Source organism: Bacillus sp. SD088, assembly GCF_017355205.1.
Classification (GTDB): domain Bacteria; phylum Bacillota; class Bacilli; order Bacillales; family Bacillaceae_C; genus Lederbergia.
Genome location: NZ_JADIJK010000008.1, coordinates 21227 through 38348 on the forward strand (window position 1 = coordinate 21227; position 17122 = coordinate 38348).

Below are 17122 nucleotides of genomic sequence, written 5' to 3' on the forward strand. Positions count from 1 at the left end.
ATGAGTTGACAATTCGACAAATTCTGCTTAATATAGATTTACGGCACACAGAACGTGTGTTGTATAGGTGGTTTTTAGTGTTACTCAAGTTGAGTGGAAAGATTACTACATTCAACTTGGAAATTCAGAAAGTTGATTGCGCAAATTGGGGGGATGTCTCAAATAAACTTAGATTTAAAGATCAGTTGTACATTGGGAAGGTAAGGTATGTGATAATCAACTATCACTATCATTACATTAGTAACGTATTATATTGAGGGTCAATAAAGAAAAATTTAATACAAGGAGGACTTTTTAATGTTTACGTACAGTTTTGATTCACTTGTTTATTATGGGGAGGATGTATCGAAAAGTATTGAGAGAGTCGCACGGTTTGGTTATGACGCAATTGAATTAATTGGAGAGCCGGATGCTTATGATACCAAAAAGGTAAGGAAACTTGTAAATGATTATGGCATTACTGTTTCTTCGATATGTTCCATTTATAATGCTGAACGTGATTTGGCCCATCCTGATCCCATGAAACGCAGAAAAGCAATAGATTATGTGAAAAGAGTAGCAGATATGTCTGCTGAAGTTGGTGCGCCGGTGATGATTGTCGCTCCGACAGCAAATGGGAAAACGGCATCTCTAGCTCATTACGAGGATGAAGTAAATTGGGCGATTGAAGGAATACGAGAGGGAGCGGAATATGCAGCTACTTTAAATGTGGATTTGTGTATTGAAGCTTGGAATCGCTATGAAACGTATATGTTAAATCGTTTAGATCAGGCTCTAGACATGTGGAAAAAAGTTAATCTACCGAATGTTGGGATTATGGGGGATACCTTTCACATGAATATTGAGGAGGACGATATAGCCGAAGCGATTCGAAAAAGTAGTGATGCATTGATTCATATCCATCTTGCTGATAACAATCGCAAGGCACCTGGATTAGGGACGATTGATTTTGTGCCCATATTAAAAGCGTTAAAAGAAATTGATTATCAACGACCTCTAACATTTGAAATTTTGCCAGCAGCTGCCGATCCATTTGCTGTAATGGAAACAGGTGGAGGTCGAGAGTTCTTTGATGAATATACGAAAAAATCAATTGATTACATGAAGGAGATTGAAAAATCAATTTAAGAAAGGGGAGGAACGACCATGAAATTTGGTGCAAGTACATTTATATGGGTGTCCCCATTTTCGAATCATACACTAGATTTGATCGAAAAAGTGAAGAAGATGGGTTTTGATTATATCGAAATTTGCATTGAAGATCCAGAAACCATTGATGTTAACGCGATTAAACAGAGGCTTAAAGCGACCGACCTTGAAGCACTCGTTTGTGGTGCCTTTGGATCAATGCGTGATATAAGTTCTGAGGATGAAAGTATTCGGGAAGGTGGAGTTGAATACATTAAGCATTGCATTGATATAGCAGCAGAGCTTGGTTCCCCACTGGTTTCAGGTCCGATGTACTCTGCAACAGGAAAAACGAGATTACTTTCAGGTACTGAAAAGGAACAACAGATTGAGTGGGCTGTCATAAATATGAAAAGGGCTGCGGAGTATGCGCAAGCAAAAGATATAAAACTAGCAGTTGAACCGTTAAATCGCTATGAAACAGATTTTATGAATACAGTACAGCAAGGATTAGAATTCTTCGAGAAAGTGGGATACGACAACGTTGGATTTCTACTAGATACTTTTCATATGAATCTTGAAGAAAAAAGTATACCTGAAGCGATAAAACTTGCCAATGATAAGATTTTTAACTTTCATTCTTGTGAAAACGATAGAGGAACACCGGGAACTGGAAACATACCGTGGAACGAAGTTGCGCAGGCTTTAAAAGTCATTAATTATACCGGTCCTAATGTAATCGAATCTTTTACTTCCGAGATTAAAGAAATTGCAAGAGCGGTTTCGCAATGGAGGCCACTGGCACCGACACAAGATTCTATCGGAGAAGATGGATTGGTGTTTTTAAAGAAGGTTATGAACGGATGATTCATACAATCCAAATTCAGAATATCCAAAAAAGTTTTCATGGTGTTCAGGCACTAAAGGATGTCAGTTTTACCATTCGTGGTAGCCAGATTCAATGCCTTGTTGGTGAAAATGGAGCCGGGAAATCAACCATTATTAAGATTTTGGCAGGTTATTATCAACCAGACCAGGGTGATCTCATAATGGACGGTGAAAAGATTGTTTTCTCTAATCCAAGGGATTCAAAAAAACACGGAATATCCGTTATTCATCAAGAATTGCTTCTTATTCCACATTTAACAGTCGCAGAAAATATATCTCTAGGACAATGGCCAAAAAAACAAAGAAGTCTAGTGGATTGGGAAGAAATGAAGCGCCGTGCAAAGGAAGCGTTAAATAAGTTAGGTGCAAATATAGATGTAGAAGCGGTTGTCTCTACATTGTCAACGGGAGAACAGCAATTAGTTGAAATTGCTCGTTCTCTCTCAATGGAAACAAAAGTGCTTATATTAGATGAACCTACGGCGTCTCTTTCAGAAACGGAAACCCAGCAATTACTGAAAGTCGTTAAACATTTAAAAGAAAAAGGACTAGCGATCCTTTACGTCTCTCACCGATTGGAAGAGGTGTTTGAACTAGCTGATTATATCACAGTATTCCGCGATGGAAAGTTGGTAAAATCTGCGCCACCGAAAGAGATAACGCCAAAAAATATTGTCCGGTTGATGGTCGGAAAAGATGTAACGTTAGAAAGAATTAAAAAGCATCAACATGGTCAAAAAGTAATGGAAGTGAAAGGGTTAACACGTAAAGGGGCACTGACTAATGTTTCTTTTGATGTGCATGAAGGGGAAATAGTAGGCTTAGGTGGTCTTGTTGGAGCAGGCCGGACGGAAATCTTCAGATGCCTGTTTGGAGTGGATCCAATAGACAGTGGCGAAATTTTTATTGATGGAAAGGAAGTTCCCATTAAAAGTCCAACAGATGCAATCCAGCATAAAATTGGATTTGTCCCTGAAGACAGAAAGACCCAAGGGCTAGTTTTATCTAGTAGTGTGAGAGAAAATACATCACTTTCTATCCTCAACCTCATCATGAAATTTGGTTGGATTAACAAAAGTCAGGAAAAAGAAGTCGTTGAGAATTACAAGGAACGATTGCAGATTAAGACTCCGAAACTAGAAACAATCGTCATGACATTAAGTGGTGGGAATCAGCAGAAAGTATTATTAGCTAGATGGTTAGCGACACATCCGAAAATTTTACTATTGGATGAACCAACAAGAGGAGTAGATGTGGGAGCGAGAGCAGAGATTCAAAGGTTAATTGAGGAACTTGTTGCTGATGGATTAGCGGTCGTCATCATTTCCTCTGACATTATGGAGCTATTAGCATTGAGTGACAGAATTGTTGTCATAAGAGAAGGAAGAAGTGTTGTAGAGCTAAAAGGAGACAACATGACGAAGGAGGAGGTGTTGAAGTATGCAACAGGAGCAGGCGAAAACGAATCCTAAGCAAATAAAGCTAGAGAAAAAAGATGTAAGGAAAGGTTTTCGGTTTGATATCAAAAAATATATCGGTAGCCTAGGGCTGTTACTTGTAATAGTGGCATTTTGCATTGCACTTAGTATTTTGTCTCCTGTCTTTTTAACAAAGGCTAATTTAGTCAATTTACTTATGCAGTCGACGATCCTAGCAACATTAGCATTGGGAGTTACATTTGTCATCATTACAGGAGGTATCGACTTATCTGTTGGCTCCGTCATGGCGGTATCTTCAGCTATTGGCCTAGGATTAATCGTTTATAATGGTGTTCCTGTTTTTATAGGGGTGCTTGTCATGATTTTAATTGGAGCTACTTTTGGGCTTTTAAACGGATTGTTAGTTACAAAATTACAATTATCTCCGTTAATTGTCACACTTGCGACGATGGGAATTGCACGTGGAATCGTGTTAATTTACACGAATAGCGCGAATGTTAATCCAGTCCCCGAAAGCTTTGTGAAATTAGCATCCGGTCATTTTTTAACAATCCCTTATTTAATCATTGTTGTGGCGATTCTTACTGTTATCGCTCATGTGCTTCTAAAACATACTGTATTTGGAAGATCCGTCTATGCAAGTGGTGGGAATGAACTAGCTGCACAATTATCAGGAATTCGAACAAAAACAATCGTTACCTTAACGTATGTTTTAGCAGGAGTAGCTGCTGCAATAGGAGGTTTATTATTAACGGCACGGTTAGAATCGGCGGGACCTTCCGCAGGAACTGGTATTGAATTAACTGTCATAGCTGCAGTTGTCATTGGCGGGACAAGCTTATTCGGTGGGCAGGGGAATATTCTTGGTACCATCTTAGGGGTCATATTGCTGTCTCTTGTATCAAATGCCATTAATTTACTTGGTGTACCACCAGCATGGGATGCTCTTGTAACGGGAAGTGTCATTCTTGTTGCAGCCATTTTAGATGTATATCGACGTAAATTTTCTTTAGGTACGTAAACGAATTAGTTGAGGTGAAGAAAAAGATGAAGATGAAACGAATAAATAGTTTAGTTGTTTTTCTTATGGTTCTAGTGTTAGTGGGGTGTAACTCGAATAATCCATCTGCTACCAATAAGGAATCAGAAGAAAGCGATCATAGTGAAGAAACAATCGATATTGCTGTTTTGTTATGGAGTCGTGGTTTTGAATTTATGGTCGCGCTGGATGAGGGGATTAAAGAGGAGGCTGAAAAATTAGGAGCAAATGTAACGGTTCTCGATGGGCAAGAAGATAGTCAAGTACAGCTTCGACAAATTGAAGATAATATTGCGAAGGGAGTCGATTTAATCATCCTGGCTCCAAATAATTCAGATGAATTGGTTCCTGGTGTAAAAAAGGCAAACGATGCAGGGATTCCGGTTGTCACCGTAGATAGTATTGTCGCAGAAGGTGCAGAAATTGTCAGTAGTATTTCTTTTAATAATGCAGAGGCCGGGCAGGTAGCCGCCCAATATATTAGGACAGCTTTGGGAGAGGGAACGGTTCTAGAGCTAACTGGGTCTCCAGCAGCGTATCATGCCATTTTCCGTGGTGGCGGGTTTAACCAAGGGATGGAGGAATCCACCGATTTCGAAGTGATTTCACAGAATGCGGAATGGTCTGCAGAGGAATCACAAAGCATTACCGCAGATTCATTAACGGCCAATTCGGAAATTAACGCCATCTTTACCCATAATGATGATATGCAACGCGGTGTACTAAGTGGACTTAGACAGGTGGATAAATTAAAGACAGCAGATGAAGATGAATATATTGTGTCGGTTGGTGTAGATGGAACACCAGAGGCATTAGAACGAATTAGAAAAGGTGAGCAAGCAGCGACTGTGAATCAAGATCCCTTTGAGATGGGGGCACTTGCTGTACAAACGGCAATAAAATATATAAAAGGTGAGGATGTACCAAAAGAACAGTTTACTCCACCAATGTTAATTACGAAGGAAAATGTAGATGATCCCGATTTATGGGGAAATGTTATGAAGGATAAATAAACCGAGACTTATCAAGGTGTTAGTGTTCGTGATCCCTCACTTAGACTTCTTTGAAAAGTCCTAGTCCTAAAGTGGGGGTCATACGGACGGTTGCAGGTTCTGTCAAAAAATAATCAGAGACAGCCTATTTTTGAAAATTTTAAAGAGAGGAAGTTGTGTAATGAAACCATTGAAGCTGATTCAAGTCGGTATAGGAGGATGGGGCTGGAGCTGGGTACAAGTTGTGTTAAGCTCTCCTCACTGGGAGCTAGCCGCGATTGTCGATTTGAATCGTGATTTATTGAACAAGGCTTGCGAATACTATCAGCTTAGTCCTGAATCTGCTTTTACAACATTATCGGAAGCGATACAGGAAACAGAGGCAGATGCCGTTCTTGTGGTTGTTCCGCCTGATTTTCATAAAGAGGTGGCTTTGGAGGCATTTGCACATAATCTTCACTGTATCATTGAAAAACCGTTGGCTGGCAACGTGGAAGATTCTTTAGAAATAATTGAAACGGCAGAGCGAAGCGAACGTAAACTGATGGTTAGCCAAAATTATCGCTATAAGCGTGCTCCGCAAACCGTTAAAAACGTCATTCAACAAAATATAATTGGAAAACTAGGAAGTGTGTACATTTATTTTCAAAAGGCACCAAAATTCTCAGGTTTCCGGACTGAAATGGAAGAACCACTCATCACCGATATGGCGATTCATCACTTTGACCAAATTAGAGGGATACTAGACTTAGAGCCTATCTCCGTGCATGCTATCTCTTGGAATCCTCCATGGAGTTGGTTTAAAGGGAATGCGATTTCTTCCGTTTTATTCGAAACAACCAACGGAGCGGTAGTTTCATATACAGGTAGCTGGGTTTCGCGTGGATGGGACACCAGTTGGGATGGTGATTGGCGCATTCAAGGGGAAGAAGGAGAAATTCATTGGGCTAACAATCAAGTCATTATAAAACCAAATGACATCTTTACCTCTGTCTTTATGAAAGACGCTTTGGAATCAAATGGTCACCTGCATGTAAATTTACGATCATTGGAAACGGAAGAAAGATGGGCAAGTCTTCAAGAATTCTATGAATCAATCATTGATAACCGAGAGCCTGACTCCTCTGGAAGGGATAACTTAAATAGTCTTGCAATGGTGTTGGGAGCGGTCGAGTCTGTAAAGACGGGGAAAAAGGTATATATCAAAGATGTTTTAGGAATTTGAGAGGAAGTTTAAAGTTTGGAGGCTAGGATAATAAATGTACTTTTTTGCGGCATGGAGTTCAATAAGAAGGTAAGGTGATACAAGTAATGAAGAAAATAAAAGTGGGAATTATCGGCTCTGGCTTTTCTGCGTTGGCCCATATGGAGGCGCTAAGACGTCTACCCGATATTGAAGTTGTTGCAATCTCATCAAGGAATAAGGAAAAAGCAGATAAGATTGCGGCTGAATTTCACATTCGTCAAGCATATGCTGATCCGCATGAATTGATCCATGATCCTCATGTGGAGGTCGTTCATAATTGCACGCCAAATCATCTTCACTATGAGTTTAATCGTGATACTTTATTGGCTGGAAAGCATTTATTATCAGAAAAACCTTTGGGCATGAATAGTAAACAAACCAAAGAACTTGTAGAATTGTCCAATAAAAGTCCAGTGGTAAGCGGTGTTTGTTTTAATTATCGCCATTTTCCATTGGTTCGACAATTAAGAGACGAGATTCATTCTAACAAGCATGGAGGCGTTTATCATGTCCATGGTGGCTATTTGCAAGATTGGTGTTTGTATGACACTGATTATAGCTGGAGAATGGAGCAAGAGAAAAATGGCCCTTCCCGGGCAATGGCTGATATCGGGTCTCATTGGTGTGATATTACCCAGTATATATTAGGTAAGAGGATTATAGAAGTACTGGCGGATTTGAAAACGGTACATAGTATCCGGAAGAAATCGAAAAACCAAGTGAGTACTTTTGCCAAAAGGCAAGTGTTAGAGGCTGAGAAAGTTCCTATTGATACCGAAGATTATGGAAGTGTATTGATTCGTTTTGAGGATGGGGTACAAGGCGTTTTTATGGTTTCTCAAGTTGCTGCCGGAAGGAAAAATCATTTGTTTTTGGAGATTGCAGCTGAACATTCATCTTTTTCATGGAATCAGGAAAAATCCAATACATTATGGATGGGTAAAAGAAATGAAGCTAATCAGGAATTGTTTAGGGATCCTAATTTGTTAACTGAAAAAGCTAGTCAGCTTACGCATTTTCCTGCCGGACATCAAGAAGGTTGGCCGGACGGGTTGAAAAATTTAATGATTGATTTCTATGGAACGATAAAAGGTGAAGTGAAGAACCCAAGTTTTGCAACCTTTCAAGATGGACATCAAATCGTGTTATTAATTGAAGCAATTTTAAGGAGTCATAGGAATAAGCAGTGGGTAAAAATAGATGACAAGAGGACGGATAGTGAAATTTTGTTGGGAGGATTGCATTGAAGGTTATGTTTTTTCGAGTCCTTCCAGTGTGATATCGTTGTCTGTAACGATATAAAATAAACAATACCATGGGAAGGCACGGGTAATGCCAGAAGCTAAATATTCAATTTGTGGGAGGAGTGGGACTGTATGTTTCGCTCCTTTTTTGTGGTTACTAAAAAAGTGGTAAGACCTCTGCTTTGGATGTTTAGTGCTGGTAGTAAGAAATAGAAGCGAAGTGAAATTAGGGGACCCTATTTTTGGAAGAAAGTATTAATTTTAGGTTTTGAGGTCTGTCCATCCACCAATTAAGATTTGAAGTCCCCGAAATTTGTTGAAACTTTCAACAAGCATTTCAAGTACTGTTAAAAATTATCAAAAAAGCAATAAGAAAAACATTGATGACAATTATAATAAAGTTTATTATCTTCTTAGGGTTGGCTGTAGATAGGTTTAAGATGTTAAAATTTGTTAAGGGAAAATAAAATATGATGTGTGTAACTAGAATAATAGCGGCGAATATGTCCTATTTAATTTGGGGAGTTAAGTAATTGAAGAGGTTTGACACACGGGGGAATGATGAAGATTAGGTTATTCAAGTACAATTACAAAGACCTGAGTATACGATCCATTTTATTAGTAAGTTTTATTTGTATTGCTGTAATACCAATTGTTCTTATGTCTACAGTTAATTATAGTAAAAGCGCCCAAATCATTAATAATAACGCCGCACAATATGTTACACAGATGTTACAACAAACAAATCAGGAGCTTGATTTAAAGTTAAGGCAAATTTCTGATGATTCGGTGGCTGTTTTAACGAATGAGGAGGTACAGGATAGTTTAAACCCAAAAAATAGCTCGATCTTCAGTTATCAAAAACGAGAGAGATTAAGAGACATATTGACCAAGTTTATCCTATCAAATGGAAATGTTACTGGGGCTTCGATCCATCTTAATGACGGAAATCTTTTAGTTACTACAGGGAATTATAATAATAGTTTTTACTTAAATAAAGATCTGAGAAATGAACTCGATAATTACAATGGCAGTGTGGTATGGAGATACGAACAAGCCCATATATCAAATCCTCAAGAAAAATTGATTATTGCTCATCGTGCCATAAAGAATATAAAGGGTCCTACAGTGGACACAATCGGTTATCTATCTTTTACTATTTCAGAAGATCTTGTATTTGATTCAATAGAGGAGATAAGGATGGGGCAAACTGGGAGTGCTTTCATTATTGATAAAACAGGTACGGTATTAACAAGTCAAAATAGGGGACGTGTTGGTACTAAGCTTGATAAAGAATTACTCAAATCATTATCTGGTAAATATAAGGAAAATGCAGAAACTATTATAGAACAAATTGGAAGAAAGCGCTATTTTATTGCTTTTAATAAGTCAGAAGAAACGGAATGGAGGATCATTGGATTAGTCCCTAGTGAGGAAATGATCAATGGGTTGTGGGATGTTCAAAAGTTGATTTTTATTGCTGTGATTATATGGATTATTATTGCTATCTTCCTCTCATTAAAAATCACAAAAACTGTAACCCATCCATTAAATAATCTGATAGGTACAATGAAAAAGGTGGAAAAGGGGGATTTTACAGTACACGTAAACTTAAAGCAGAATAGAGAAACCAATCTATTAAGTAACAGCTTTAATAGTATGATTGCAAAAATAAATGAACTGATTAATCAGGTATTTGAAAAAGAGATGAAGGAAAAGCAAGCGGAATTGAAAGCCCTTCAAGCACAAATCAATCCCCATTTTCTTTATAATACGCTTGATACACTATATTGGATGCTTTATTTAAAAGGGGAGGAAAAAATAGGTAATTTAATCGTATCCCTGTCAAGAATGCTTCGCTATAGTATACAAAACGAAGGGTCATTTGTTTCTCTGAAACAAGAACTAGATAATTTAAAGAATTATATTAATTTACAGTCTGCAAGATATGGCACGAAATTAAATTTCGAACTCGAGATAGATCAATCACTTGAGAATGCGTTGGTACCTAAACTTATCCTTCAACCACTCGTAGAAAATGCAATTCATCATGGGATTGAACCGTGCGAGCGAGATGGAAAACTTACAGTGCAGGTTTGTAATAAAGGAGACGGATTACAAATTGTTGTTATGGATAATGGTGTAGGTATTGAAAAAGCAGAACTTGAACGTTTTAAGATGGAACGGAAAATAAATAACGGAATAGGAATCCATAACGTTGATGAACGGATTAAACTTACTTTTGGCCAATCCTATGGAATATCTATTGAAAGTGAAATTGGTATTGGTACAAAGGTAACTATTCTTTTACCCTTTACTGAAAGGTTTTAACTGGCTGTGTAAATAATGACAAAATACCACTGGCAGAAGGTTATCTAATATAAGGAAAGACTCTATCTTAACGGGATGACTTATTTTTGTACTATGTGAAAAAAGGGTGGAAAACAGTGTATAAATATAAAGTATTCTTGGTTGATGACGAGCCTATGGTTCGAGCAGGTCTTAAAAAGGTTTTAGAAAAAGTAGGTAGTAATTGGCAATACATTGGGGAAGCGACAAATGGTAAACAAGCCTTATCAATGATTAGACAACTGCAACCAGATTTAGTGATTTCAGATATCAGGATGCCAGGTATAACGGGTCTGCAATTACTAGAGGCAATAAAACAACTTTATCCGGATACAATCCTTATTTTACTGACTGGCTATCCAGAGTTTGAATATGCCCAACATGCGTTACGATACGGAGCATTTGATTATATTTTAAAACCTTCTAGTGCTGAAGACTTAATGAAGGTTCTAAATAAGGCGGAGCTAGAAATATCAAAAATTAAAGAAAAAAAATCCAGTAAGGATCCTTCGGCTATACCAATTGAATTGGAGTTTTCTTTATTGAATGCAATAAAGACAGGGAATAAAGCGGATGCATTTTCGGGATTAACAAAGATTTTTGATTACCTAGATTTTATGACATATCAGGAATTAGTTGACTACACAAATAGTCTTTTAATGAAGATGAAAAATAGTTTACCTTTCGAGTTCGAACCCATTTCATTATCTTTTCAAACTCCTGTAGACGTGAAGGAATGGTTAAAAGAGCAAATTACACTATGTTTCAATATGGTCCATGTAAAGGAAACAAGGGACATTAGTTTCATTATCCAAAGGGCGATGGCAGTAATTCGAAAAAAGTATAATTGTGATTTAACTTTGAAGAGTGTTGCGGTTGAATTATGTATGAATTCAAGCTATTTAAGTGTGCTTTTTAAACAAGAAACGGGTGAAACCTTTAGCAACTATTTAACAAATTATCGTTACAACAAGGCAAAGGAACTTTTGAATAATCCTCAATTAAAAATATATGAGATCGGTGAACAAGTTGGCTATGTAAATGGAAGGCATTTTAGTCAAATGTTTAAGGGGAAAAGTGGAATGACACCAAAACAATATCGCAATCAATTAAAAATAGAGTAACCTCCAAATTATTTGGAGGTTTTTAATATTATCGAACAAAATCCAATCATGACTACATTTGCTAAGTACAAGAAATGCCATAAACTATTTATATCGTCAAAGTGTCTAAATAATTTAAATATAGAGGAGGTTAGTACATGTTTACACTCAAAAGAAAAACTCGTGAAAACTTATGGGCATATCTTTTTATAGGACCGCAAATTTTGGGCCTTTTACTATTTATTATTGGCCCGGTTATCTTTGCATTTGCGATTAGTTTTACGCAATGGGATATTGGTTCTTCTCCAAAGTGGATTGGATTTGAAAATTATGAAAAACAAATATCAGATCCTGTCTTTTTGAAAGTGGTGAAAAATACCTCAATATATGCGCTAATCAATATACCATTAACGATGATAGGTGCATTAGCCATTGCTTTAATGCTTAATCAGAATATTCGGGGCAAGGTCATATTACGTACTGCTTACTTTATGCCAGTTGTGACATCATCTGTTGCAGTCGCATTGGTATGGACGTGGATGTACAACCCGAATTTCGGGTTAATAAACTCTGGGTTAGCCGCGGTAGGAATTGAAGGGCCAAGCTGGCTAGCAAGTTTAAAGTGGGCATTACCATCCATCGTATTTATGACGGTGTGGCAAGGGATTGGATATAATATGATTTTATTTCTTGCTGGATTACAAGGGATACCAAAACATCTTTATGAAGCCGCCACCATCGATGGCGCAAATTCTTGGCAAAGATTCTGGAAAATAACATTTCCGATGCTTTCGCCAACAACATTCTTTGTATTAATCATGTTGTTGATTGGTTCATTCCAAATATTTAATGAACCCTATATGATGACAAATGGAGGCCCGGCCGATGCAACGAACGTTTTTGTACTTCATATTTATAATACGGCATTCCAGTTTTATAAGATGGGCGAGGCATCTGCAATATCATTTATCTTATTTGCTATTATTTTGGTGTTCACACTTGTACAATTTAAATTTTCAAAGTGGGTGAATTATGATGCCTAGAACTGAAGTTACTAGAGTAGGATTAGTTGATTTTAAAAAAGGATTTACTAAAACAGGCGACACAGCCTTTAAATTTTTAATATATATCGTATTAATTTTTGGTGCAATCGCTATGCTTATCCCATTTATATGGATGATATCTACTTCCCTCAAAGGGCAAGGGGCTGTATTTGAATATCCGCCAAAATTAATTCCAAATCCTGTTCACTTTGACAATTATATAAGGGCTTGGACATCGTTACCTGTTGGTTTAGCCTATCTAAACAGCCTTAAGATCACTATACTAGTTACGTTAGGTACATTGCTCAGTTGTTCGATGGCAGGATACGCTTTTGCCAAAATGAAATTTCCCGGAAAAAATATATTATTTATTACTTTATTAGCGACAATGATGATACCAGGTCAGATCACATTGATTCCGATGTTTATGTTGTTTAAAGAAATAAATTGGGTAGATACACATTTACCGCTAATTATTCCACCGATTTTAACAAATGCGTTTGGTGTATTTCTTCTTCGCCAATTCATGAGTACGTTTCCAACTGAATTGGAGGAAGCCGCTAGGATAGATGGCCTTAATACTTGGCAAATCTATTGGAGAGTTGTGCTGCCAAACTGTAAACCTGCTCTTGCAGCACTAGGAATTTTTACGTTTATGGCCAATTGGAATAATTTTTTAACGCCATTGATTTATCTGAATGATGACAGCAAATTTACATTGCCATTAATCATTGCCTCCTTCCAAGGGCTGTATACAACGGATTGGACGTTATTAATGGCTGCATCTGCAATCTCCCTTTTTCCTGTGTTACTAATTTATATGTTTGCACAACGATATTTTATTGAAGGGATCACACTTAGCGGGTTAAAAGGCTAGGGAGAAATCAAATTTTATGAGGAATTTTTTCAGTTTAATTTTAAGGAGGTGGTTTAGTTACTTATTTTAGGTAAGGTGAAACGAAATATTTAAATATATTATACGAGGAGGAAGAAAATGAAAAGGTTTTCGATGTTAACAACTACATTCCTTATATTGCCAATGATTATAATTGCCGGTTGTTCAAGTGATACCTCAAACTTGGAGGGGAAGAAGGGGAAGGATGGTGTAGTACAGCTACGTATGTCGATTGTTGCAGGCACTGAAGAAATACCGGGGTGGCAAGGAATTGTTGATGCATTTAATAAATCTCACTCTGATATACAAATAAAACTTGAACGTTTACCAGGTAGTTGGGATGAGTATAACCAAAAAATGACTGCTCAAATAGCTGCTGGAGATCCGCCAGATATCGGTAGAATTGGAGTTGCTGGCATGCCTATGTATTCTTCTAAAGGACAATTAGAGGATTTAACACCATTTATAGATAAGTTAAATAGGGATGACTATTTCGATTCTGTATTTGCCCCATATAAGGACGGGAAAATATATGGCGCCCCTATTGGTATTTATACGATGGGGATGTTCTATAACAAAAATCTATTTGACGAAGCAGGAATAGCCCATCCTCCTAGTGATTGGGAGAATGCATGGACTTGGGAGGAGTTTAGAACTGCAGCGGAGAAGTTAAAAAAGGGTTCTGGAGCAAACAAACAGTTTGGTGCATATGTAGGATTTAATCCTGAACGCTCTATCCAGTATTTATGGTCAAATGGAGGTGGGTTAATTAATGATGATTTGACAAAATCAATCATTAATAGTCAAGAATCTAAAGAAGCATTAACATTTTTACAAGGCCTTGTTCAAGATGGGATATCTCCCACACCAGCTGAAACAGAAACAATGCCAACGGATCAGCTTTTTAAGACAGGAAGGTTGGGAATGATTGCGGAAGGGCAATGGATGATGCCTTCATTTGCAGAAATTGATTCGTTTGAGTGGGGGGTTGCTCCGATTCCAACAGCTGTTAAAGGCAACGCTGTAACACCTAATTTCATAGATTCTTATGTCATCTATAAAGGCTCTAAACATGTTGAAGAAGCATGGGAAGCCATTCAATTCTTCTTAAGTGAAGAAGCACAAAATATTCTAGTCGATCATGGCCTTGGAGGCATTCCTACATTAAGGTCAGTGGCCGCCGACAGAGAAGAGGATATGTTTAATCCACTTAGTAAGGAAGAAAAAGAGGTTTGGTTTCAATCAGTAGAATACTCTAGACCTATCCCATTTACTACAAATTGGAACGAAATTATGAATGAAACAATGAAAAAAATGGATCTTGTTGGCCTTGATGAACTGAAAGCGGATCAGGCTGCTGAGGAACTAACCCCACTGTTAGATAAACTTTTGGATGAAGCAAACAAGTAAAAAGATTCGATGGATGGGGTTTTATACCCTATTCATTAAACGAATAGGAAACGATAAAGCAAAAGGAAGTTAAAGCCAAGGGGGTATTTATTAATGGTAGTGAAAAATATATCTGAATTATCATTAAGACCATTAACGACAAATGAAATAAAGCCAAAGGGATGGCTTTTGCGACAACTACACATTCAAGCAGAAGGACTTAGTGGGAATCTTGACAAATTTTGGCCAGATATCAGGGATAGTAAATGGATTGGCGGAGACAAAGAAGGATGGGAACGTGTTCCTTACTGGTTAGATGGTTTTATCCCTTTAGCCTATTTATTAGACGATGCCGATATGAAGAGGCGTGCTCAAAAATATATCGATGCGATCATAGATGGACAAGAGGAAGATGGCTGGATTTGTCCATGCACGAGAGATGAAAGAAATAGCTATGATATGTGGGCATTGTTTTTAATTCTAAAAGTATTGGTTGTATACCATGAATGTAGTAAGGATGAGAGAGTAGAAGAAGTGATCTATAAAGCTACGAAAAATTTCGAAAGACATATAGATACGTTTACCATTTTCAATTGGGCTTCAACAAGATGGTATGAAATGCTTATTCCTCTGTATTGGCTTTACGAAAGAAGGGAAGAAGAGTGGTTATTAAACTTAGCCATTAAAATAAGAGCCCAAGGATTTGATTATAAGTACTTATATGAAAATTGGCCATATGAAGGCCCACAAGCATTTGGACACTGGAGTCAAATGAATCATATTGTCAATCAAGCAATGGCGATTAAATCTTTAACTTTATTTAGCAGAATGAGCAAGAGGGATGAAGATAAAAAGTTTGCGGAAATGATGATACAAAAATTATCTGATTATCATGGTACAGCTACAGGCATATTTACCGGAGATGAATGTCTCTCTGGTGACAGTCCCATTCAAGGAACGGAACTGTGTGCTGTTGCAGAATTTATGTATTCCTTGGAGCATCTTATTCAAATAACGGGTGATGTGGAATGGTCAGATAAACTTGAGTATCTTGCCTATAATGCATTGCCCGCTGCATTTAGCCCCGATATGTGGTCACATCAATATGACCAACTTGTTAACCAAGTGGAATGCAGTCGAATCGAGGAAGGAAAACAACCATTTAACACAAACAATGGTGAAGCACATATATTTGGGCTTGAACCCCATTTTGGTTGCTGTACAGCTAATTTTAATCAAGCCTGGCCTAAATTCGCATTATCTACTTTTATGAAAACAAATGAAGGGATTGCTTGTACGGCAATCGCTCCTTCGGAAGTGGAAACAGAGCTAAATGGCGGGACTGTAAAGATAAGTCTATCGACAGAATATCCTTTTAACAATAAGTTAACATTTACCGTTACAGTAGATACCCCACTTGATTTTGACTTTGATATTAGAATTCCAAGCTTTTGCGCAAGTGCTACCGTGAATGGTGAAAAGGCGAATTGCGGGGACTATTTTAAAATATCAAAAACTTGGAGTGGAACAGAAACAATAGAGGTCTTACTTGATTTTGAGACTGAATTTATCAATCGACCGGAAGATATGGTGGCCGTGAGAAGAGGCCCAATTCTATATTCCGTCGCTATTCAGGATGAGTGGAAAATGGTTGATTACGGTGAAGATGAAAAATTACGGGTATTCCCTCATTGTGATTATGAAGTATTTCCGCAATCACAATGGAATTATGGATATGTTGATAATGATGTGCAATATACGTTTAATGGAATAGGAAAGTTTCCATTTAGTACAGAAGAGGCTCCAATCGAAGCAACTGCAAATGTAGTTGAAATAAACTGGCCTAAAGAGAATGGAGTTGTTACTAGAGTTCCAGCAGATCGAAAACCTCTTAGTTCAGTGAAAAAGGTAAAACTTTTACCATATGGATGTACGAACTTAAGGATGACGGAAATTCCATTTATCCAGATGAATATATAGAAATAGATTACTTTGTTATTTTAATAGGGGGCGAAGCACAATCAGGGATCTTCCTGGGTTTGCTTCGCCCCATCTCTTGCACGTTTAAGGTCACTAATGTGCGGGAAATGCTAATCAGCCTTGAACTCAGGATAAACCTTGAGTAACAAAGCATGCGTGACAAATTTATAACGGGAAATGTCCCGTTTTCAAAATGGGAGGATTATGTAAAGACGCTAGATGAAATGGGATTAGATAAATACATGGAAATTAAACAGGCAGCTTATGAAAGATATAAAAATAACTAATAAAACCGTTTAAATGACTGATCCTTTTGGGACAATCTAATTATTTTCCCAAAAGGATCAAAGAAGTAATTGTGATTGATTTAATTTAAATATCATTCGC

General features: G+C 37.5%; 14 protein-coding genes. All 14 read left to right on the plus strand.

Annotated features, from left to right (window positions below; translation table 11 throughout):
- The first annotated feature begins 297 nt into the window (after positions 1-297).
- The 14 genes from IPU53_RS08880 (at position 298) to IPU53_RS25265 (ending at position 17022) form a co-directional block, all read left to right on the plus strand.
- On the plus strand, positions 298-1128 hold the full coding sequence (locus IPU53_RS08880; RefSeq protein WP_207449960.1) for a sugar phosphate isomerase/epimerase family protein: 831 nt from the start codon (positions 298-300) through the stop codon (positions 1126-1128).
- A gap of 18 nt (positions 1129-1146) precedes the next feature.
- Positions 1147-1995, plus strand: a complete 849-nt coding sequence (locus IPU53_RS08885) for a sugar phosphate isomerase/epimerase family protein (protein WP_207449962.1) — start codon at positions 1147-1149, stop codon at positions 1993-1995.
- A complete protein-coding gene (locus IPU53_RS08890) occupies positions 1992-3488 on the plus strand; it encodes a sugar ABC transporter ATP-binding protein (RefSeq protein WP_207449963.1) in 1497 nt (498 codons plus the stop codon). Before IPU53_RS08885 ends, IPU53_RS08890 begins: the two co-directional genes overlap by 4 nt.
- Positions 3457-4476, plus strand: a complete 1020-nt coding sequence (locus tag IPU53_RS08895) for an ABC transporter permease (RefSeq protein WP_207449964.1) — start codon at positions 3457-3459, stop codon at positions 4474-4476. Before IPU53_RS08890 ends, IPU53_RS08895 begins: the two co-directional genes overlap by 32 nt.
- A 26-nt stretch (positions 4477-4502) precedes the next feature.
- Complete coding sequence (locus IPU53_RS08900) at positions 4503-5507, plus strand: sugar ABC transporter substrate-binding protein (RefSeq protein ID WP_207449965.1); 1005 nt, start codon at positions 4503-4505, stop codon at positions 5505-5507.
- A gap of 160 nt (positions 5508-5667) precedes the next feature.
- On the plus strand, positions 5668-6711 hold the full coding sequence (locus IPU53_RS08905; protein ID WP_207449966.1) for a Gfo/Idh/MocA family protein: 1044 nt from the start codon (positions 5668-5670) through the stop codon (positions 6709-6711).
- Between the two features lie 86 nt (positions 6712-6797).
- Positions 6798-7979: a Gfo/Idh/MocA family protein gene (locus IPU53_RS08910; RefSeq protein ID WP_207449967.1), complete on the plus strand. Its 1182-nt coding sequence runs from the start codon at positions 6798-6800 to the stop codon at positions 7977-7979.
- 555 nt (positions 7980-8534) lie between these two features.
- Positions 8535-10307: a cache domain-containing sensor histidine kinase gene (locus IPU53_RS08915; protein ID WP_207449968.1), complete on the plus strand. Its 1773-nt coding sequence runs from the start codon at positions 8535-8537 to the stop codon at positions 10305-10307.
- Between the two features lie 116 nt (positions 10308-10423).
- Positions 10424-11449: a response regulator transcription factor gene (locus IPU53_RS08920; RefSeq protein ID WP_207449969.1), complete on the plus strand. Its 1026-nt coding sequence runs from the start codon at positions 10424-10426 to the stop codon at positions 11447-11449.
- Positions 11450-11586: 137 nt separating this feature from the next.
- Positions 11587-12471 carry a carbohydrate ABC transporter permease gene (locus tag IPU53_RS08925; protein ID WP_207449970.1) on the plus strand — a complete coding sequence of 295 codons (885 nt, stop codon included), beginning with the start codon at positions 11587-11589 and terminating at the stop codon, positions 12469-12471.
- On the plus strand, positions 12461-13348 hold the full coding sequence (locus IPU53_RS08930; protein ID WP_242698169.1) for a carbohydrate ABC transporter permease: 888 nt from the start codon (positions 12461-12463) through the stop codon (positions 13346-13348). The genes IPU53_RS08925 and IPU53_RS08930 overlap by 11 nt, the downstream gene beginning before the upstream one ends.
- A gap of 117 nt (positions 13349-13465) precedes the next feature.
- On the plus strand, positions 13466-14776 hold the full coding sequence (locus IPU53_RS08935; protein WP_207449971.1) for an ABC transporter substrate-binding protein: 1311 nt from the start codon (positions 13466-13468) through the stop codon (positions 14774-14776).
- Positions 14777-14869: 93 nt separating this feature from the next.
- On the plus strand, positions 14870-16735 hold the full coding sequence (locus tag IPU53_RS08940; protein WP_207449972.1) for a beta-L-arabinofuranosidase domain-containing protein: 1866 nt from the start codon (positions 14870-14872) through the stop codon (positions 16733-16735).
- Between the two features lie 152 nt (positions 16736-16887).
- A complete protein-coding gene (locus IPU53_RS25265) occupies positions 16888-17022 on the plus strand; it encodes a hypothetical protein (protein WP_278253258.1) in 135 nt (44 codons plus the stop codon).
- The last annotated feature ends 100 nt before the right edge of the window (positions 17023-17122 follow it).